The 20,976-nt window shown below is 43.5% G+C and carries 16 protein-coding genes; 11 read left to right on the top strand and 5 right to left on the bottom strand.

From position 1 onward, the window contains the following. From xylB to vsple_RS01050, 4 genes are all read left to right on the top strand, one after another. On the top strand, positions 1-1,497 hold the full coding sequence (gene xylB, locus vsple_RS01065) for a xylulokinase (RefSeq protein WP_261882439.1): 1,497 nt from the start codon (positions 1-3) through the stop codon (positions 1,495-1,497). Next, on the top strand, positions 1,497-2,984 hold the full coding sequence (locus vsple_RS01060) for a sugar ABC transporter ATP-binding protein (RefSeq protein ID WP_261882438.1): 1,488 nt from the start codon (positions 1,497-1,499) through the stop codon (positions 2,982-2,984). Before xylB ends, vsple_RS01060 begins: the two co-directional genes overlap by 1 nt. 14 nt (positions 2,985-2,998) lie before the next feature. Next, entirely contained in the window at positions 2,999-4,033 is a 1,035-nt protein-coding gene (locus tag vsple_RS01055; protein WP_261882437.1) for an ABC transporter permease, read from the top strand. A 62-nt stretch (positions 4,034-4,095) separates the two neighbouring features. Further along, positions 4,096-5,094 (top strand): substrate-binding domain-containing protein, encoded by a 999-nt coding sequence (locus vsple_RS01050; protein ID WP_261882436.1) that lies wholly within the window; start codon positions 4,096-4,098, stop codon positions 5,092-5,094. 244 nt (positions 5,095-5,338) lie between these two features. Here the strand turns inward: vsple_RS01050 and vsple_RS01045 are convergent, their stop codons facing one another. Beyond that, entirely contained in the window at positions 5,339-6,316 is a 978-nt protein-coding gene (locus vsple_RS01045) for an IS481 family transposase (protein WP_261882435.1), read from the bottom strand. 845 nt (positions 6,317-7,161) lie between these two features. Between vsple_RS01045 and vsple_RS01040 the strand changes: the two genes are divergently transcribed. From vsple_RS01040 to vsple_RS01015, 6 genes are all read left to right on the top strand, one after another. Continuing rightward, positions 7,162-7,743, top strand: coding sequence for a hypothetical protein (locus vsple_RS01040; RefSeq protein ID WP_261882434.1), 582 nt, complete (start codon positions 7,162-7,164; stop codon positions 7,741-7,743). Continuing rightward, positions 7,740-9,323: a site-specific integrase gene (locus vsple_RS01035; RefSeq protein WP_261882433.1), complete on the top strand. Its 1,584-nt coding sequence runs from the start codon at positions 7,740-7,742 to the stop codon at positions 9,321-9,323. The genes vsple_RS01040 and vsple_RS01035 overlap by 4 nt, the downstream gene beginning before the upstream one ends. Continuing rightward, positions 9,320-12,283, top strand: coding sequence for a tyrosine-type recombinase/integrase (locus vsple_RS01030; RefSeq protein WP_261882432.1), 2,964 nt, complete (start codon positions 9,320-9,322; stop codon positions 12,281-12,283). The genes vsple_RS01035 and vsple_RS01030 overlap by 4 nt, the downstream gene beginning before the upstream one ends. Beyond that, on the top strand, positions 12,276-13,505 hold the full coding sequence (locus vsple_RS01025) for a hypothetical protein (RefSeq protein WP_261882431.1): 1,230 nt from the start codon (positions 12,276-12,278) through the stop codon (positions 13,503-13,505). The genes vsple_RS01030 and vsple_RS01025 overlap by 8 nt, the downstream gene beginning before the upstream one ends. A gap of 336 nt (positions 13,506-13,841) precedes the next feature. Then, complete coding sequence (locus vsple_RS01020) at positions 13,842-15,005, top strand: tyrosine-type recombinase/integrase (protein ID WP_261882430.1); 1,164 nt, start codon at positions 13,842-13,844, stop codon at positions 15,003-15,005. After that, positions 15,002-15,601 (top strand): hypothetical protein, encoded by a 600-nt coding sequence (locus vsple_RS01015; RefSeq protein ID WP_261882429.1) that lies wholly within the window; start codon positions 15,002-15,004, stop codon positions 15,599-15,601. The genes vsple_RS01020 and vsple_RS01015 overlap by 4 nt, the downstream gene beginning before the upstream one ends. Before the next feature lie 255 nt (positions 15,602-15,856). On the opposite strand, the gene galU is transcribed toward vsple_RS01015, so the two are convergent. Then, positions 15,857-16,744 carry a UTP--glucose-1-phosphate uridylyltransferase GalU gene (galU, locus tag vsple_RS01010; RefSeq protein WP_261882428.1) on the bottom strand — a complete coding sequence of 296 codons (888 nt, stop codon included), beginning with the start codon at positions 16,742-16,744 and terminating at the stop codon, positions 15,857-15,859. A 163-nt stretch (positions 16,745-16,907) separates the two neighbouring features. Between galU and wecA the strand changes: the two genes are divergently transcribed. After that, positions 16,908-17,972, top strand: coding sequence for a UDP-N-acetylglucosamine--undecaprenyl-phosphate N-acetylglucosaminephosphotransferase (gene wecA / locus vsple_RS01005; RefSeq protein ID WP_261882427.1), 1,065 nt, complete (start codon positions 16,908-16,910; stop codon positions 17,970-17,972). 87 nt (positions 17,973-18,059) lie between these two features. Here the strand turns inward: wecA and vsple_RS01000 are convergent, their stop codons facing one another. From vsple_RS01000 to vsple_RS00990, 3 genes are all read right to left on the bottom strand, one after another. Next, positions 18,060-19,226 (bottom strand): nucleotide sugar dehydrogenase, encoded by a 1,167-nt coding sequence (locus vsple_RS01000; protein ID WP_261882426.1) that lies wholly within the window; start codon positions 19,224-19,226, stop codon positions 18,060-18,062. A 136-nt stretch (positions 19,227-19,362) separates the two neighbouring features. Then, positions 19,363-20,121: a glycosyltransferase family 2 protein gene (locus vsple_RS00995; RefSeq protein WP_261882425.1), complete on the bottom strand. Its 759-nt coding sequence runs from the start codon at positions 20,119-20,121 to the stop codon at positions 19,363-19,365. Further along, positions 20,114-20,971 (bottom strand): glycosyltransferase family A protein, encoded by an 858-nt coding sequence (locus vsple_RS00990; RefSeq protein ID WP_261882424.1) that lies wholly within the window; start codon positions 20,969-20,971, stop codon positions 20,114-20,116. The genes vsple_RS00995 and vsple_RS00990 overlap by 8 nt, the downstream gene beginning before the upstream one ends. Positions 20,972-20,976 lie beyond the last annotated feature (5 nt).

Below are 20,976 nucleotides of genomic sequence, written 5' to 3'. Positions count from 1 at the left end.
ATGAGCTTAATAGCGGGCGTTGATTGTGGGACTCAAGGCACAAAAGTCGTCATTGTGGACTCGTTGTCTCACAAAGTACTTTCTGAATGCTCACGTTCCCACGAGTTGATTTCAGATACAAACGGAAAGCGAGAGCAAGATCCCTCCTGGTGGATCAATGCATTAACGGAGGCATTTTATGCCGCATGTTTTGAGGCTAAAATCCACCCCAAACAAATCGATGCGATCGGTATTTCAGGGCAACAGCATGGGTTAGTGGCTCTCGATTCAAATGGCGATGCCATTCGTAACGTAAAGTTGTGGTGCGACACTGAGACCGCATCTGAGAATGAAGAGATTCTTGAAATGCTCGGAGGTGAACAGGCATCCATCGAAAAACTTGGACTGAGAGTTGAAACTGGGTACACCGCTTCCAAAATACTCTGGATGAGAAAGCACGAGCCTGAGAATTATCAAAAAGTCCATCATATTTTACTTCCACATGATTACCTTAACTACTGGTTAACTGGTGAATGTGTCATGGAATATGGCGATGCATCAGGCACTGGCCTCTTCGATATAAGGGCTCGAAAGTGGAATGAAGAAGTATGTGATCTTATCGATCCATCGGGTCGGCTGATCTCATCATTACCATCTCTTAAAGAAGCTCATGAGTCTATTGGCTTTGTTAAAGGGGAGGCGATGAGAGCGCTTGGACTCCGTCACAATGTCGTTGTTGCTACAGGTGGTGGCGACAATATGATGGCGGCAATCGGCACCGGTAATGTAAAAGATGGGATAGTCACACTTTCTCTCGGTACTTCAGGCACGATTTTCACGTTCACCAGTAATCACATAGAACTAAACCACCCTAGCATTGCAAGCTTCTGTTCTAGTTCGAATGGTTGGCTTCCGCTTATCTGTACGATGAACGTAACTTCTGCGACAACTCAAGTTCAAAGTATTTTCAACATGGACCTAAGTGAGTTTAACAAAAGCCTTGCTCGTACTGAGATTGGTGCTGAAGGCGTTTCGTTTCTTCCATTTTTTAATGGCGAGCGAGTTCCAGCCTTACCAGGAGCTCGGGCTTCTATTCATAATCTAAACATTGCTAATTTCAATAGCGACAACATTGTTCGCTCAGTCATTGAAGGGGCTACGTTTGGGCTTAGATATGGCATGGACTTATTACGCAATGCGGGGATAGATGTTAAAGAAATACGCCTTATTGGGGGGGGCTCTAAGTCGGCTAACTGGCGTCAAATCATCGCCGACACAATGAATGTTGAGGCAATCTGCCCTGTCAACGTGGAGGCAGGAGCTCTAGGAGCAGCAATTCAAGCGATATGGGCATTATCTGGAAAAATTGATTATGACGTTGTTGAAAGCTTTGTCACTCTCGATGAAAGCTCGAAGGTAACACCAACTTTAGACAATGTGATTAAAACAGAAGAGGTATATCAACTCTATCTCAAAGAACTTCATAAGCAATTTCCAACATTGGAGGTTTCTAAGTAATGATCACAGCCACCCCACTACTTTCGGTCAAGTCGGTAAAAAAGTCATTTGGCGAAGTTAAAGCGCTCAAAGACATCAATTTCAATCTGCATGCGGGGGAGATTCATGCTCTTTGTGGAGGTAATGGTGCAGGCAAAAGTACTTTTATGAACGTTGTAATGGGCTTTCTTCAACCTGACGAAGGATCCATTAGCGTGAAAGGTCAAGAAATGACTTTCTCTAGCGCTAAAGATGCCCTGAATGCAGGTATTACTATCGTTCAGCAAGAGCTTAGCTTGATACCAAACCTCACTGTTGCAGAGAATATATATCTTGGCCAAGAGCCTAAGAAAAAATTTGGTTTCGTCGACTTCAATAAGATGACCTTAAAAGCCACTGCACTTTTGAAAGAGTTAGATTTTGATATCAACCCAAATACGCTAGTTTACAACCTAAGCGTCGCTGAGCAGCAACTCATAGAAATAGCAAAAGCATTATCCCATTCGAATGCTGACATCATATTCATGGATGAGCCAACGTCAGCAATCGGTGAGGAGGAATCGAAGAAGTTATTAAATGTAATTCGCTCACTTGCTAACAAGGGTAAAGGCATTGTTTACGTCTCACATCGTCTGTCAGAAATCTTTGAAGTTGCAAGTCAGTACACTGTATTTCGTGATGGCACATACATTGCCGATGGGAAAATGAAGGATGTGACTCGCGAAGACATCGTCGAACTTATCATAGGTGGTCAAATAAATGAGGAGTTTTCTAAGTTCAATATCCCTGAAAAAGAAGATCTCCTTGAAGTGCGCAATTTCAACTGTGAAAAATTTCGCGATATAAATTTTTCGGTCAAGAAGGGAGAAATCCTGGGCATCTACGGTTTGGTTGGCTCAGGGCGTTCTGAAGTACTCAACGCTATTTTCGGCATCAAAGTACCAACTTCAGGTAACGTGTACTTGGACGGAGAAAAGATTGACAACACCTCTCCAAAACACTCAATTTCAGCAGGTTTAGCCTACGTAACAGAAGACCGTAAAAATACCGGTTTAGTTCTATCAGGCTCAGTTGCTCATAACATCTCAATATCTTCTTTAAAGAACAAATCTAGCTACTGCTTTTTGGATCATTCATCCGAAGCTAAAGATGTCACAAGCATGATTGAACTGTTCAAAATCAAAACGCCGAACAGAGAACAGCTTGTTCAAAACCTTTCTGGTGGTAACCAGCAAAAAGTAGTGTTAGGTCGGTGGTCATTGACCAACCCGTCGGTACTAATGCTCGATGAGCCCACTCGCGGTATAGACGTTGGGGCAAAGAAAGAGATTTACAAGTACATGTCTGAGCAGGCTTTAGAAGGTAAAGGGATCATCATGGTGTCTTCAGAACTTCCTGAAGTGATAGGTATGAGTGACAGAGTCATCGTATTTAAAGACGGTGAAATCGTCGACATCGTGCCAAAGGAAAAAGCCACTCAGCAACTATTACTAAGCTTAGCGTCATAAAATAAGGTTCAATAATGGATATTCTTATCAAAAAAGGTTCAGCGTCTAATTCACCTCGCAGAGTCATGGAAATAATTAGCAAGTATGGAATTATATTTGCTTTCTTATTTCTTTGCCTCGCCGTAAGCGTACTTGGCCAATATTTTGTCAAAATGGGGACTTGGGATAGCAATTACTTTTTAACTCAAGGTAACTTTCTATCAATTCTTCGCCAAGTCTCTATCAACGGTATTCTGGCGATAGGTATGACGTTTGTCATTATTATCGCTGGTGTTGACCTATCTGTCGGATCTGTACTTGCACTATCAGGTATCGTCGCTGCAAGGTTTGTCACCAAATCAGATGCCATGGCAATAGTCAACTTTGATTCACTAATTCTTCTGCCGTTTATCATTGCGATCACCATTGGTGCGTTGTGTGGATTAGTCAACGGCTACGTTATTTCAAAATTCAAACTACAAGCATTCATCGTAACAATGGGCATGTTATCTGCAGCTCGAGGTATGACAATGCTAACCACTGATGGCAACCCCGTTTCTTCTCTAGAGCGAGACTTTCGTGTAATCGGCAACAGTTATGTATTAGGTATCCCTACTCCAGTTATCATCTTCGGCGTCATTTTCGTTGTGGCGTGGGTGCTCCTAAACAAAACACTATTTGGTCGATATGTGTTTGCCGTTGGAGGAAACGAGAAGTCAGCTAGAACATCCGGCATTGATGTCGATAAGGTAAAAATAGCGGTTTACACACTATGTGGCGTGCTTGCTGCTCTTGCTGGACTCATACTTACCGCTCGTACCGGTTCAGCTCAAACTAATGCAGGTTTTGCCTATGAGCTCGATGCTATCGCTGCCGTCGTCATTGGGGGTACTTCAATGGCTGGTGGCATTGGCACACTGACTGGAACTCTTTTTGGCGTTCTCATCATTGGTGTTATGAACAACGGTTTAGACCTATTAGGCGTTCAGTCCTATTATCAACAAATTATCAAAGGTATTTTGATTGTATCAGCTGTGATGCTCGATCCTTCAAGAAAGCAATCTCGATAATATTACAAAAATAAAACAGTAAACACCCCAATAACTACTCCAACTCAAACGGAAGAAATAATATGAAAAAAGTTCTTATTAGTAGTCTTGTTACCGCTACGCTTGCTATGTCATCTTCACCAGTCTTCGCAAAGGACCACTACAAGATCGCCGTTCTTATGTATGGTATGAAAGCAGAGTTCGTCCAGTTAATGGAGCAAGCGGCATACAAGCACCCCTTAGTCGAATCAGGTGATGTAGAGATCACGATGTACGATGGCCGTTATGACCCATTGGTTCAAAACAACCAGGCAGAAACAGCAATTAGAACCCAACACGACGCAATCATCATAAACCCAATGGACTACGACGCAAACGTAGATGTCGTAGACATGGCTAATGAAGCTGGTATTCCTGTTGTCGTGACTAACGCTCGTCTAAATACCGAACAGATGACATCAGAGGTTGTATCAGATGATGTACAAGGTGGTTATTTAGAAGCTAAATACGTAATGGAACAAATTGGCTGTAAAGGTAATATTGTTATTCTAGAAGGTCCTAAAGGTGGCTCAGGTGAAATCCAGCGCGGCCAAGGCAACGAAAAAGCCATAGCTGAGTGCCCAGAAGGTGCGGTAAACATCCTCGAACGCAAGACTGCAAACTGGTCGAGGGCTGAAGGTATGACGCTAATGGAGAACTGGATGATGAAGTACCGAAATAAAATTAATGGAATCATCGGTCAGAATGATGAAATGGCATTGGGTGCTATTGAAGCGGTAGAAGGTACAGGCGGTGACATTTCATCATACGCAATAGCAGGAATCGATGGTGTGACTGACGCTCTTCATTCTGTCAAAGAAGGCAAGATGGTTTCGATACTTCAAGATGCTAACGGCCAGATGCAAGGCTCAATTGATGTGGCGCTACGTCATATCATTGGTAAAGAGTACACTCCAAAATCTGAGGTTTGGAATCAATATAGTGGGGATTTAAACTGGAACAACGGCGATTCAAAGCGATACGACATCCCTTGGACTGTAGTAAAAAATAACAATGTTGATGAACTGCTAAAAACTCGATAGGAACCAGTATCTCTTTTACACGCCTCCTTGTGAGGCGTTTTTGCTCTGCAGCAATAGTTTAAAAGGCAACAAACATTCATGAAGGATGTGGTTGCTTAAATTGAATTAGGCTCTATGACTACGATGTAATCTATTAACAGTTACGAAACGAGTATGGAAATGGAAAAATAGAAAGCAAAAATAAATCAAATTCGATAGTTCTAAGACTCAAATAACGCGATTGAAACAGCCTTAAGTGTGTGATTCACAGAGATGGTTTCAATTTTCTTAACTGAAGATCAAGCTTGTAATTCTGCTCTTGAAACCTCTCTTTCCATATCTGGTAGCGCTGTAATACCTCTTCAGACAGAGGAGTTTGGTCAGATAACTCTGTAATCTTTTCTATCGGTGTTAGCCCTTTTAAAGAGCTATGTGGACGCTCCCAGTTGTAGTAGTGCTGCCATTCAGATAACAGCAGATCCAACTCATCCAGCCCCACACTTACATCTATGGTCGGATAAAACTCGCTTTTATCCGTTTTCTGGGAACGTTCAACTTTACCATTCAAGTGAGGTGAACTAGGCTTGTTGGGGCGGAATTTTATTCCATATAACATAAGTTGCTTCTGGACTTTCTCTGCAAAGAATTCGCGCCCTCTGTCCGTCTGAACTCGTTGGATAGGAAATGGCATCTCATCCACTACACATTCGATAAAGTCGATTGTATTTGCTGCTGTGCGCCGAGAATAGCACCTCAAAACTCGATAGCGAGAGCAGTCGTCGATAGCTGTGTATTGATAAATTCCAGCCGTTATTTTACAGGTATCCATTTGGACTCTATCACCAGGAATCGGACGCTCGTATCTTTGGAAATCTTTTTTACGTCGGTAAGTTACAATTTTTTTCACACAAGCTTCTGATAAAACTTTATGGATTGTCGCTGTGCTTAGGTGTATTTGATGAAGTCGGATTAGTTCTGTTTGTAAGCGTCGTGCCCCTAGGTTGCGTTTCTCACACATCTCAAGGATCAACGCTCTTAATTCATCGGTAATCTTGGCATCTGGAGAAGAATGAGGGCGTTTACTCTGGCTTTCTAGGCCAGCGATTCCATTCTGCTTATATCGCTTCGCCCACTTGCGTAATGTTGGTCTAGATATATCACAACGACGACATACGAGGCCTGCATCACCACATTCCTCATACATCTTCACCCACTGTAATCTTTTCTGAATTTCTCTATTCATAGACATCCATTTTAGTTGAAAGGATGTCTATGGATCACACAGTACGATATGTCATTACTAAACTATACAAGTTAGCACTTGCTTTTATTCCACCAACGGATACCTCGACATCGCATCCAGTTGTCTCTCTAATAGAAAAAAGTTTTCTCATCAGTTGCTCTAACATCGGTCGGTTTTTTAATGTGATGGGTAGAGTGCGCCGTCAGCACGTCAACATAGGCTTGGTTTGATGGCTGTGCCAAGATTCCCGTAGCACCCAGAAGTAACAATGGCGTTCTCGTTCCGCATCAATAAAAATATAGGAAGATGATGACGTTAAGTGTCAGGACGCACTAAATACACTTACGGCTATCACAAGAATAACGAAAGCGAGTAAGGCTGGAAAATACCCGGCCCCATAAACATCAGTCGAGGCTTCGTCTGCTGATTTATCAAAACAACGCTCAGTTCTCCCTCCAAACAAAACCGTGAGTGAGCGATTGCGTCTGACTTTTCCATGATGTGTCACTATTCCACGGTCTCGACCTCATCATTCAGCGCCTTCGTTGTCATACATCGATACGGGTCTAAGAAGGCTTCACCTAAGGCAGAGCCGAATTCTCTGCATATCACTTAATTTTTTAGATATAGGTTAAGGGTGTACACGTAGTATGGCGTGGCTGTCGTTCGACAACTAAAAATTACCCTGCAAGATCATTACATTGAACTATCTCCAAATTCCCCACCAGTTAATCACCAAGCCATTTGTCAATGGTTTTTTTGTTAGATTTCCAATAAAAGGATGAAAGTTCACACTTTTGAGACACGCCTTCCAAACAGGATTGACCAAAGCGAACGGAGTTTGGTTGTATATTAACCAAACACAAGATCAGCCATGTACCACCTCGACTCAACACAACATAGAGGGCATATCTATTTCTCGTTCAAAGACACTGCCACTTAAATTGTTCCAATACGATTATCATCCGTTGACACAATCGTTAATTGAACTCGACACGTTTGCGCTGCGCTCTGACCATGCCTTGTCACTTTTGTCTGATGAGCAGCTTGCCATTTTACTGCGCAGCACCACACTGCACGTCTCACGTGCTTCAAACCCCGAACACTATTGGTTATTACAACCCAACCCGACCTTTGATGTTCTTAAGCTTCACCCCAATGCATCAAGGCATCCGATCTCTCTGTGTGTTCACGATGATCCCATTGCTGCCATTGCGACCTTAATGTTTGTAAAGCCCGCGCTCGATTATCAATACAATAAAAAGCCCTTAACCGTCTTAGCAGAGCGATTACAAGCGGCTAGGCACTGTCATCATCATGAACCTAGACTGGCGGCACTTATACCCAAAAAAGGCACGTTGGCCAAGCTTGCAAACACCTCCAGTTCATCATTGCGCCGTCACTCAGAACGCAAGGAAAACAGATGAAGCTCGAGGCGATAAAACAGAAAAACCGGCGACGTAACAGTGGCGCTGTTCCGCCCAACCCTCAGCAACATGCGCTCAAACTGCTCGCCGCCTTGTATCGCTTACGCCGGCATTACAAGCCAAAGAAAAGTGCAAAGGTCTCCGATTACGATCGCGCGCTGCTCTACTTTCTGTATCTTTGGCTCACCGGTCGATTGAATCAGTGTCAACGCGTGGAAGACATTCCAGATCTTGAGATTGTCAGCGGCAGTCAGCCTTGCCAAGCGCATCGATTGAGAAAAATTCGACAGACTGACCCCTCTTGGGTTGAATATGCGTACCCTTACCCAACCAAAGCCGGCATAGTTTGGCACTGGCAACCGATGCCTAACGGCCTGAACGACTGGTTTTATCATGCCCTTTCTCAAGGAACGAAAAAGTGGGGGATGAGCAAGGAAGAAAAGAAACGGTTCCTGCGATTTATCAATACCAAATGGCGCACACCTTCGTTTCTTGATGGTTACCGTTTAATACGTCGGGATGTGTTCTATGACTATTTTTTATCAATGATGCAAACAGATGCCCGTTTGCCTGCACCAAGTAAGCATGTGGGATTAAAAGGGGAGTCCTTGCATCACGAAAGCGCCCTCTCGTATCAAGCCCGAAGCAGCAAAAAGATTCGCAGCGATCTCTTTGCAGCCCAAACACGCTACCTCGCCAGGCTTCGACAATCGCTTCCGCTCGCGCTCTCCAGTCAATTAAACGCTCTGAAAGCCTGCACCTTTGTCGAGTCCCCTCTCTTACATGCGAGTACCTCACTGCAGGCTTACCTTACCACGCCCGGAGAAATCGACGCTTTTCATTATGATGTCTCTGTTTCCACGCGCGCTTATGTCCCATTGCCTCCTGTGGATATTGGTTCCCAGCGTTTGCTTCATATCGATGACGTGCGGCGCTTTTTTCAGGCACTGGCCAAGCACGGAGATAGCCTCGAGCGCAAGGTTCATACGCTCACGAGCCTCAAAGCGCTGCATAACTTTCGAGCGTTCGAATTGTCACTGTTGCTAATTGCTTTAACCGGCACTCGCCCCACTCACGCCATCTCGATAGAAAAGCAGTACTGTTTTGACCAGCGCTGGGTGTTGGTGTATGACAAAGGGCATTACCGCCCGATTTGGCTCAATGACCACTTCCAACTCGCTTTACAACGCTATCAAGCCTTGCACATTTCATTGCGTCATCACGTCCCTCATCTGGACACGTCACCGTACTTATGGTTTGAGCTCGATGATGCCCTCACTTGCCAGCCATTGAACGCCAAAAGGCTCCGACAATTTATGCATCATTGGTGGAGACACATCAATCCGCATTCCGAAGCCGTTCCGTATCAGCTGCGTCATAACTTTGCACAACATGCTTTAGATTCGCCTTCGGCCAAACTGACCACCAACGATGTGGACCGATTGATGGGGCATGCCAATATTGGCGAGAGGTTAGGCAGCGACGCGGTATTTCCTGTTAAAGAGGCGAAATTGACCCAATTTCTCAATAGCATTCCAGACTTTTTACACTTACCTGTAATTAAGGGGGCACCTCTATGATGAATGCTTTGTTAAGTGCAAGCCACGTTATTGAATACCACCAGGATTTAAGCCTTGAGTGTGAGACCTTTGATAATATTGATTGGATTTGTAAGCAGTTGCATCGCCTATCGATTAAGCAGCGAATCTTCACCGACCATCACCTTACTCAGTTGAATCAAGCCATCAAGGTGATCCCAACGGGCAGGCAACGCCCACTGATGGCCGCTCGCGATCAGGTGCTGTATTACCTTCGTACCGTGTGTGAGTGGCAATTGCCCCCAGTGAAAGAAGCGCAGTTTGAAGATGCGCAGATGATCTGGATGCTGAATATTCTTAAGCGCAGTCAACCTGCGACCGTGTTACTGAATGGGTACAAAACCCAACGATCGGCCTTTATGATAGAGCGCTGGACAGACGTTGGTTGGTTGGTGATGGTATTGAGCATGGAGGTGGCTCCTTTACCGATACGCTACTGGGCAGATGTGCTTTCCAAACCGTCCTCCATTGAATATTTTGAAGGGCAATTGACGTTAAAGGTGATGCACCCAAAACCGATAGCGGCCTATGACAGTAAAGACACCCCCAGTTGCACTCGCTATATGCTTCCACTCTTTGTCTACCGACTCCTTGAAGACTTTTATTTAACCACGCCTTCAGCGCCCTATACGCCTCGTCAGTTGACTCAGCATCTCAATCAATGGTGCGCACAAACGCCGTACTATTTTGATGAGCTTAAACCCGCCCAATGGTTTCGAACCTTTCAATGCGTCTGGTACAGCCATCACCGGCTCCCAGCACCTATTCTGCGCGACTTTAGCGATCCAATGCGCCACGTGGCCACATTATCAACCGCTCATATACACACCACAAAAGGCCAAGTCATGAGCGCAGAGCTTTACCAACTGCCAATGACGGAGATCAGCGAGACACCTTCAACGCCGCATCTTTCACGTCGCTTTCAATGGCCACATAAGGCGCTCATCAAATACCACCAAGGGAAATACAAAACGTGTCCTCCGGCACCGCCATGGCAAGAGAGCAACCTGTTACCTTTGCTCTTTTATGGGCTTACAAATGAGAGATTTGAATTCGGTGGTGTTCAAAAAAAGAAATTGGAAGCAGGCAGTATTGATCGATACACCAATTTCTATAAGCACCTCACCCCACTCAGTTTTGCTTGTGCCAGTAACCCAGACACCCTTCATGCTTGGGCTCACGCGCAATTTGCAGCCCTACAAGAGCAGAGCTCTCCTTGGTACTTGTATAATTTTTTACGCTACCTAGCCCAGCAAGAGCTTACCGACCACTTGGATTTGTCCCAGTTTGAAAAACCGACCCTGCCCTCTCTCGTTGATGCGTGTTGTCTGAGCGTCACACAGATTCATGACACGGTTGAAACGCTACTATCTTCAACGAATGGCGATCCCATACAACAATTGTGCGCCGCGGTGGCACTGCTGCTTGGGTATTATGGCACGATGAGACGAGGCGAAGTGCTTCGCCTTCGAATGAGTGACATCATGATCTGCCCAAAAGACCCACAGCGCTTTTACTTAACCATCACCACTACACAAGAAGGCTCGCCAAAAGGAGGGAAAACGCGCATCACCGCCGCCTATTTACCCGAGTTCTGCGCCAAACTTATCCGCGCGTTACTGGCCATTAAAAAGCGCGCGCCAGGGCGCGAGCCGTTACTCGGCTTATCTGGGGAAAGCGTATCTCAAAGAGCGATGCGCTATCTCTACCCTGTGACCCAAGCACTAAAGTCTTTATGGGGTCAGAACGTTCGCTTTCACCACCTTCGACACAGCGGTGCGGATCTGTTGTATTTACAGGGGTTGCATCTGGCTTATCAACGCTCACCCGAGCATCTAGCATGCGTCCAGGGCGTGCCTGAAAGTCAAATGATGCTGACGCAGGCAACATGTCATGCGCGCTTTGATTTTTGGCTTGAAGGGCAACCTTTTAGCGATGTCAATGACGCCATACTATTGGATGTGATTGGAAGAGAGCTGGGGCATTCTTACTACGCGACCACCCGTAAACACTACTTACACGGCATGGAAAAGGTGGGCAACATCGTACAACCACAGCAACGCACCTACTCACGAGACGAGCTTAGGTATCTGTTTGGCATGTCGGTTGGGTCCAATGATATTTCTCGAGTCCTCAACGACCTTCACCCCAATTACACGCTGCAAAGTGACGAGCAGAAGAAACGTCATGTATTGCAGTTTAGCCAGAGTGAACTCTTACCCAAGATTATTGCTCGTTATCAAAGGCTCCATAACGACACTTCGTCGCCTATCGCTTCACTTCCCGCGCTGCCAACATCGGCAAATAAACCGCGATCCGACCAAGCGTTCATCTCTATGTGGGTTCGCTCACTGCCTCTGGATTTCACGGATGAACATCATGGCGGCTTTATCTTGTTTAATCGTCACACGCTAAGACTTGGCGACGACTCAAAATTTGACTTTCCGACTCTCAGTCAGCAATGGCTCGCATTAAAAAAGATCAACCAGTTTGCTTTTGAAAAGAAAGAGCGAACGCAACTCAAAGCATTAGGTATGCCCAAAGTTGCTCTACATTGGCGCCAAGATGGATCACAAGAGCGACCGAAACGACGTCCCTATATCAGCTTGTTTTTTTGCATCAAATGCAATCAGAAAACCCAAAAAGCGTTTGCTCAACTCTTTCACGAAGGGCCTTTCAAAACTCACCCCGCTACGTTGAGCTTGGTGCAAAACCGCAAATCGCTGCGCAGCAAGCAATATCAAAAGGTAGAGTGTCAATTTAAGCGAACCAAAGATTCCTTACAAACATTCGTTATCCCAGAAGGCGATGGCGCAATGATTATCGAACTTCACACGAATATTTTGGCGCATCATTTAGCATCACCATTGACGCAATACATCGAGCGTCTGTTTCAATCACACCCATCCCTACACCGACAAAGAGAGACTCAACATGGCTAAATTGTATTTTGAACCCAAACATCATGACGACATCAAACACTTGTTGTCGCCAATTAAGGCATCTGACCAACAGGCATGTTTGACGTTTATTATCGACAAAACACATTGCCGCATTATTGGAGGTCTCGAAAATTCGTTACAAGTACTCACGATTGATATCAAGCCAGAGTGGGCGCTAAAAACCGGACAATGGATGCTTTATGCCAGCAGCTTCAAAGAATATTGGGGCCAACAGACCCCTTTGATCGATCAAAAGTTACCGGTGGTCATTCACCTTAATTATGATGACAACCCAACACTGCCAATGATGGATTCACTCACTGAGCGCCAATCTCGCTTATACATCCAATCCGAGCCTGCGCTTCCTGCCCACCTTGAGTTTCTCGAATTTACTCAAAACGCCAACCGTCAAACACTGGCGACGGATTCGGCTTGTGTCATGATGGAGCTCGCCGATACCTACCGCCCTTTTGACTCTTTTGAAGTCACCGAAAAGCAAGTCGTGATCGACCGCGACAATACCTTACTTCCTTTTGAACTTCCCCAAGAGATACAGCCTGATTGCCATTTGCTGCTCAACAAAGACAGCGTAGACCAACTGAGTCACCTGTGTAACACCACCGATTCTCCAACCATTGAGATCCACACCGATGACGAGCGCGCCATGTTCAGTGATGGTAAGCGCACCTTCACAAGCTCACTGCTTTCTCTCAAAGAATACGCACAAAAGAAAACTAATACCTATCAGCAAGAGCTGAAATTGATCGTGGACATTTACACGTTTAAGAATGAAATTGAGAGTTATCGGAAAATAGCGCTACTTAAAAAGGCCAATGAGGCGCTGCTGTATGTCGACAAGAGCCATGTCATGTTGGCAGGGCTTATCCCTGAAACTGGAGAAAATTGTTTGATTTCCACTAAAGAAATTAAAATCAAACACCCTGCCGTTTATCGCATCAATTTAAGTGAACTGTCCAAAATCAATATCAAAGGCATTACAGAGGCCGAAGCGATCAAGCTCTGCATGCTTAAAAACAAAGAAGGGAACTATAAGCTCGGATTTTACAACGATCGCAATTACGACCACCCGTACAACAGTGTTCATGATGTTGCGCCCGCGCCAGAAAAAATGGACGCCGTGCTTAAGGCAAAAGCCAAACTACAAGAACAAATCAACGAAGACGGTGAGCAAACTGACCTGTTTGGATATGATGACATCTAGACAACGTCTAAATGAATCGTTAACTTTGATGAAAAAACCACCAAAACACTGGACATCAATCCAGTAAACAACTAGAGTCTATATTGAACATTTTATAGGCAGTTGAAGAGTGGGTCTGAAACCCATTTAAAATTCAGAAATGCCATAAAATGAGTGGGAAGATGAAACCTTGCCTCATCACACCACACAATATGCAGTTGGGATAGGAAGGCGGCCACCTCCCTATCCCGTACCGGCTGCGAGACGTTTAAACCACCCCAGCCGATGGCTCGATTCTAGCGAATTCCATTGGTAAGGGACAGATCTATTTAAGATTTGATATCTATGGAGGCCACTATGGCTCATATTCGCGTACGCCCTAACGGGCGCATTCAATTCGATCTTCATTTGTACGGCCAGCGCTTTCGCGAAGGCACCAAACAAATGGCCACTCCTAAAAACTTAAGGCTTGCTCAAGCTACTCTCAAACAAATGAACGCCGAGATTGACCTTGGCACTTTTCAATACCGCGACTACTTCCCTGAGAGTAAAAAAGTCGATCTGTTTGAACGCTTGCAGCGTGAGAAATGCCCTGACCGCCTATATCCATTTTTTAATGATTTTGCGAATCAGTGGTATGAGCGTCAAAAAAGCAATTGGAAAAACAGCTATCAAAGCGTGGTCAAAAACACGCTTGAGCACTACCTCATACCGCACTTTGGGAATACATTGGTTTCTGAGGTGTCCTTGTCGCAAACGGAGTTTTTTCGCCAAACGCTAAAAGAAGCTCGAAAAGAGGACGGCACACGCAAACTCACCAACAAACGCATCAATAACATTTTATGGCCACTGATCGCCATTATCAGCCTTGCCGCTGAAGAGCATGGCTTCGAATACCCATTTAGACGCTACAAGTCACTGAAAGAAGAAAAAGCCGATTCGAAGCCGCTGACCATGGAAGAAGTGCGTACGTTTTTAGAATGCTGCGATGAGCACTGGCATGATTACTTTTTACTGCGATTTTGGACGGGCATGAGAAGCTGTGAAGTGCATGGACTGCATTGGGAGCACATCGATTTTGACCACCGATTGATTCATGTGAGACAAAATTATGTGAATGGGGAAATTTGTGCTGTGAAGACGCCTAAATCACGTCGTGATATTCAGATGTGTGATACGTTATATGCCGCGCTCAAACGCCAGTGGAATAAAAAGCAAGACAACAGCCCGTTTGTGTTTCCATTCCAAAATGGGCGTGGACTTGATACCCATTACATCAGTCAAAAGGTATGGCACCCAACCTTAAAAAAAGCCGGACTTACACCTCGCCGTGCCTACGAGACGCGTCATACTGCAGCGGTATTGCACATTGCCGCGCATGAGAATCCGCTTTTTATCTCACACAAGTTAGGTCACAGCGATACAAAGCTTCTTTTTGAGGTCTACGCCCCTTATGTCGCCAATGCGTCCAGACAAGACGGAAAAGCGTTTAACGATATGATGTTAGGAGGTGTAGCATGATGATAGTGTCTTTTAACCGCGCTCAATACTTTCATCAAAACCTGACAGACAAGCATCAACTGTGCGCCTTTGCGTTAGGTGTTGAGCTGCCTTCGGTTTATACTCTCATCGGCCATAAACGCTCGATAGCGCTGAGTTCATTGAACGAACAAAGCCGTCTAGAAGCGATAGCCGAGCAATGTTATGAGCGTTTTATGGATGAGCCGAGGCTACACTCTGTACTGAATGAATATGCCGATAATATATTCAGCTCTGAGACGGTCATGTTGCACGATGTTCGATTGCACGCTCAATATGCGGGACTGCCTTTAGCCAAATACTACAGCGCGCTGAAACAAAGCGATGGATATTGGGATAGATCGGAGGTCTGGGAAACACATCTTCGATGGTGCCAAGCATTATCTTTGGCTATGTATGAGCACAACCAAGACCCACGCAGCGATATTTGTTATGGTGAGAAAACTGTTATTATCGATAAGCCCCACGAGAGGCGATGTGACAGCTACACGACCATCAACAAAGCAGTGTCATTTGAGCTCAACCAATATCAGTACCACCAACGACCTTGGCAGTGGGAAAGCTCAGTAGGTCGGTAGCTCTGGAACTACCAATGATTTCACTAGGGACTCTTAACGCTTTAAGAGCCCCTCTTACCTAGAGATCAAATCGGGGTTACTGTTGCCTTTGACGGCACGTTGGCTACTGATAAATTCAAGCCCTACATATTGGCAACTCTAACGAAAATCCTTAACGATACAAGAAAAGCACTGGAGGGAGCAGACTCAGAAGGGCCAAACTTTTCCATGTAACCGAAATTACGTAGGGCTTGCTGAACACTTACCCAAAGATCACTAAGCCACTTCTGTTTCTTCTACCACTTTTACCGTCGGCTTTTTAGCAAGCTCAGCACTTGGTGCTTTCTTGTAGAAGTTTTCATAGCAATGATTAGTCGCTTCGATGTAGCCTTCAACACTACCGCAATCAAAACGCTGGCCTTTGAACTTGTATGCAAGAACGCAACCTGACTGAGCTTGCTTCAGAAGTGCATCGGTAATTTGGATCTCACCACCTTTACCTGGCTCTGTTTGCTCAATCAAGTCAAAGATATCTGGAGTAAGAATGTAACGGCCAATAATCGCGAGATTACTCGGAGCTGTACCCGGCTCTGGCTTTTCCACCATATCATCGATACGGAAGATATCGTCTTTGATCATCTCGCCAGAAATCACGCCATATTTGTGTGTTTCTGATTCAGGCACTTCTTGAACGGCGACAATTGAGCAGCGGAACTGTTTGTACAGCTCAACCATTTGTGCCAACACACCCTGCTGCTCGTTCACACACAAATCATCCGCAAGAACCACGGCAAATGGTTCATCACCAACCAACTCACGGCCCGTAAGAATAGCGTGACCTAAGCCTTTCATCTCGCGCTGACGGATGTATGTGTAACTCGCTGAATCAATTAAGCCGCGGATGTCATCCAACAAGGACTCTTTACTGGTACCCATGATCTGATGTTCAAGTTCGTAGTTCTTATCAAAGTGGTCCATAAGCGAATGCTTACCACGACCGGTTACGATACACATATCACTCATACCGGCCTGAATCGCTTCTTCGACACCATACTCAATGAGCGGCTTATTCACCACAGGCATCATTTCTTTAGGCATAGATTTAGTAGCAGGAAGGAAACGAGTTCCGTAGCCTGCTGCGGGGAAAAGACATTTTTTGATCATAATTTTTATCCACTGACGTTATAAATTCACTTTTAAATATCAATATAATGCATCAATATACACTACAAAGCCGACCAGATCATAATCAACTCAATGTACATTGCAATGCTTTTAGCGTATGATTCACGCAATTAAAACTAATAATTATTGGCTAGAGTTAATCATGTTCTTAGAGCTTTCTTTTGTTGGCTTCTTCTCTTTCGCATCTTTATTTCTAATGCGTAAAGTCGCGAAGTCTATAGGGTTAGTGGATAAACCCAATGCAAGAAAATTGCATACAGGAGCTATTCCACTTGTCGGTGGCATTTCAATTTGCCTCTCCATTGGGCAGTACATCGCTTCCAACCCAGATGTTATCCCACACAGCTACTTATTCCTTTCATGCATCGCCATTTTGATTGTTGTGGGTGCGTTAGATGACAAATTCGACATCAGTTTTAAAATAAGATTAGTCGTTCAAGCCCTACTCTCTATCGCAATGATGTATTTCGCGGATATTCAATTGGATAATATCGGCAATATCTTGGGTTTTGGAGATATCCATTTAGGTTTATTGAGCCCAATCGTTACCATCTTAGCTGTCATCGGCGCAATCAATGCGTTTAACATGGTGGATGGTATTGATGGACTGTTAGGTGGGCTGGCTATTGTGACCTTTGCCGCTATCGCCATCTTGTTAAAAGTCGATAGCCAATATGGCCTTGCCTACTTATGTTTGGTTTTCATCGTCGCGATAATTCCATACATCCTAATGAACCTCGGTATTTTAGGCCGAGAACGTAAGGTGTTCATGGGCGATGCTGGAAGTATGATGATAGGTTTTACAGTCATTTGGTTATTACTTGGGGCAAGTCAAGAGCCTTCAGAAACACTCATGAGACCAACTACAGCCCTATGGCTTATAGCCATCCCACTAATGGATATGGCCGCGATTATGTTTAGACGTGTGCGTCGTGGAGATTCACCTTTCAAACCGGACAGAGAACACTTACACCACATATTCCAGCGTTTAGGGTGCACGCCAAGACAAACTCTGGCAATCATCTGCACTATCGCTAGCTGTTTTGCTGGGTTTGGGATTTATGGGGAATTAAACGATATTGCAGAATCGACGATGTTCCTGCTATTTTTGGTTTGTTTCTTTGGCTACACAGTTGCGATGAGCTATGTGTGGCGTATTACAAGTTGGGTGAGACGCTGTCGTAATTTGCCTGAAAAGGTTTATTAGACACACGAATATGCTTGTTTATTAAAATGCGCACAAAAAAGGAGAAGCACCAGACCATGCTTCTCCTTTTAAATTAAATTCCCATAACTAATCGCAACCAAACAAGTCCCGCGTGTAAACCTTTTCGGCAACATCTTTGATCTCGTCCACCATACGATTGGAGACAATCACATCGCAAGTGGCTTTAAACTCGTCAAGGTCATTGATAACTTGCGAGTGGAAGAATTCTGGTTCATCCAATACTGGCTCATACACCACAACTTCAATACCTTTGGCTTTAATGCGTTTCATCACGCCCTGTACACTTGAAGCGCGGAAGTTATCGGAGCCTGCTTTCATGATTAGGCGGTAGATACCCACGCGTTTGGGATTACGCTTGATGATTGAATCTGCGACAAAATCTTTACGTGTCGTGTTAGCATCCACAATTGCGCCGATAATTTCATTTGGTACATCTTCGTAATTTGCGCGTAGCTGCTTGGTATCTTTTGGTAAACAGTAACCACCATAACCAAAAGATGGATTGTTATAATGATTACCAATGCGAGGATCAAGGCCTACCCCCTCAATAATTTGACGACTATTTAGACCATGTGTCTCGGCATAGGTGTCCAATTCATTAAAGTAAGCCACACGCAGTGCAAGGTAAGTGTTTGAGAACAATTTTACCGCTTCAGCTTCGGTTGAATCCGTGAAAAGCACTTCGATGTTCTCTTTTTCTGCCCCTTCAACCAACAGACTAGCAAACACTTTAGCACGCTCACTTTTCTCACCAACAATAATACGCGATGGATGTAAGTTATCGTATAACGCTTTGCCTTCACGTAAAAACTCTGGCGAGAACATTAGGTTTTCGCAGCCCAGTTCCTCTTTAATACGAGCGGTATACCCAACTGGCACTGTAGACTTGATCACCATTACGGCAGTCGGGTTAAGCGCCATGACGTCTTTAATGACCGCTTCAACAGAAGCCGTGTTGAAGTAGTTGGTTTCAACATCGTAGTCCGTAGGAGTAGCAATCACCACATAGTCTGCATTGGAATACGCTATTTCTTTATCGAGTGTCGCTGTGAAATTTAACGATTTATTGGTGAGAAAATCGGTGATTTCGGTATCTACAATTGGAGACTGCTTATTATTGAGCATCTCTACTTTTTCAGCTACGATATCAACAGCAACGACTTCATGATGCTGCGCAAGTAACATCGCATTTGATAAACCAACATATCCCGTTCCGGCAACTACAATTTTCATTTTTAAACTATCCACTTAATTATAAATTAGCCAATAAGAAGCTAAAAGAACAGCATCTAAAAATTCACGCTCTGGATTAACTTTTAAAATACACACACTTCTGAATAATATGAATAACTACTATATTCCAAGTAGACTACTTTCTAAATACTGCGTGAAAAGCATAAAAAAAGAAATAGTATATAGAACGCATCACAGGTAACTTTTCTAGAGTGCGATATATTTCCCATTGTCGTAGTGCCTTCTTGAATTTGTTTCTAGATATGGAATTTGGCATGATTCTATATTTTGTCAAAACTTCTCTTAACAAATATGCATTTATTCCTGATTTCAACATAGTCAACCAAAACGCATAATCTTGACCTGTTCTAATATTAGGCATTAATTCAGAAGGAAGTATACTTCTTTTAAGCATAACTGTTGAACAACCAAGCGTAGCATTTTTTTTCAACATATCGTAATAGCTAAAACAAGACTTACTTTGGTTATCTACGACCTTGTTCAGAGGTGTGGAATATTCATCAATCAATTCATAGGCTGTAAATGAAAAATCAATATTATTATTTAACATGAATCTTATTTGTAATTCCAACTTATTCGGGTCCCATAAATCATCGCTATCGATAAAACAAACAAAACAACCAGAGGCATTTTTCAAAGAGTTATTTCTAGATATTGCTGAACCAGAGTTAACTAAATTTCGGAAAACTTTTATTCGAGAGTCTTGCTTTGCTAGGTTACAAAGGATTTGATGAGTTTCATCTGTAGAACAATCGTCAGTGACAACCCACTCCCAGTTCGAATATGATTGAATACATATTGAGTTGTATGTTTCTCTTATAGTGCTGGCGGAGTTATATGTAGGTGTAACAATGGAAACTAGATATTCATTCATAATTAAAGTCGTTCCTTGTTATACCCAGCGCACTCATACTCTGAATAAACTGTTTAACATTTTGATTATTGTGCACGTTAACCTTTTCTAAACCTTTTTCAAAACCAGTAATAATCGGTGTAAAATGTACACTATCATTCTCAACCAGTGCTGATTTACATCCATTTTTAGTTGTCATCAACTTGTACCAAATATCATCCGCATTAGGGCAAAACTTATCAATAAGATCAAAGTGACATACCAAATTTGAAATGGCCTCATAAGGGTAACAAACTCCCGAGACTCCTGTTGGTATTAAATAATTATCACTTACATTACTTGTATTAGCAATTGGCCATTCATTATAATCAATCAAACTGTCATTATTTTTGAATGTAATAATTCTCCCACGATAACAGTATATGATAGTTGAATTTTCTAAAACCTTACTTTGAAATTTTTCAAGCCAGTAATTAGGATAGAAAACATCATCATCGGCAGTTACTATAAAATCACCTTGATTGAACTCATAATCAAAACAATACGACAATTTTTTATAAGACTTATAATTATCATCTACAAACTTTATTTCCAGCCCTCGTTTTTGCAATCTTGTCAAAAGGTATGGTAATCTTTCTGTGCTACAATCTTTATTTGATAAGACCAAAATAACACTTCTAGGTTTGAATTTTTGTCTTAAAATACTCTCTATAGTTAAATATACAAACGGAAGCCGTTTATTATAAGTTGTTAATGATACAATAAAATTGCTATCTTTATTAATTCCATTTTTATAAGAAAATAAAGAATAAAGCGTATAAAGAATTGATTTAAAGAAAGATATAGCAAGTACTTTTATCTTATGGATCATGAAAG

Origin of the sequence: Vibrio pelagius, from assembly GCF_024347575.1 — a bacterium.
Lineage (GTDB): Bacteria > Pseudomonadota > Gammaproteobacteria > Enterobacterales > Vibrionaceae > Vibrio > Vibrio pelagius.
This window is presented reverse-complemented; position numbering and strand designations above follow the sequence as displayed.

Coding starts and splice junctions, on each gene's coding strand:
- galU (WP_261882428.1), bottom strand. CDS start 16,744: ATGATCAAAAAATGTCTTTTCCCCGCAGCAGGCTACGGAACTCGTTTC.
- vsple_RS01030 (WP_261882432.1), top strand. CDS start 9,320: ATGATGAATGCTTTGTTAAGTGCAAGCCACGTTATTGAATACCACCAG.
- vsple_RS01020 (WP_261882430.1), top strand. CDS start 13,842: ATGGCTCATATTCGCGTACGCCCTAACGGGCGCATTCAATTCGATCTT.
- vsple_RS01025 (WP_261882431.1), top strand. CDS start 12,276: ATGGCTAAATTGTATTTTGAACCCAAACATCATGACGACATCAAACAC.
- vsple_RS01045 (WP_261882435.1), bottom strand. CDS start 6,316: ATGAATAGAGAAATTCAGAAAAGATTACAGTGGGTGAAGATGTATGAG.
- vsple_RS01060 (WP_261882438.1), top strand. CDS start 1,497: ATGATCACAGCCACCCCACTACTTTCGGTCAAGTCGGTAAAAAAGTCA.
- vsple_RS01000 (WP_261882426.1), bottom strand. CDS start 19,226: ATGAAAATTGTAGTTGCCGGAACGGGATATGTTGGTTTATCAAATGCG.
- vsple_RS00995 (WP_261882425.1), bottom strand. CDS start 20,121: ATGAATGAATATCTAGTTTCCATTGTTACACCTACATATAACTCCGCC.
- vsple_RS01055 (WP_261882437.1), top strand. CDS start 2,999: ATGGATATTCTTATCAAAAAAGGTTCAGCGTCTAATTCACCTCGCAGA.
- vsple_RS00990 (WP_261882424.1), bottom strand. CDS start 20,971: ATGATCCATAAGATAAAAGTACTTGCTATATCTTTCTTTAAATCAATT.
- wecA (WP_261882427.1), top strand. CDS start 16,908: ATGTTCTTAGAGCTTTCTTTTGTTGGCTTCTTCTCTTTCGCATCTTTA.
- xylB (WP_261882439.1), top strand. CDS start 1: ATGAGCTTAATAGCGGGCGTTGATTGTGGGACTCAAGGCACAAAAGTC.
- vsple_RS01035 (WP_261882433.1), top strand. CDS start 7,740: ATGAAGCTCGAGGCGATAAAACAGAAAAACCGGCGACGTAACAGTGGC.
- vsple_RS01015 (WP_261882429.1), top strand. CDS start 15,002: ATGATGATAGTGTCTTTTAACCGCGCTCAATACTTTCATCAAAACCTG.
- vsple_RS01050 (WP_261882436.1), top strand. CDS start 4,096: ATGAAAAAAGTTCTTATTAGTAGTCTTGTTACCGCTACGCTTGCTATG.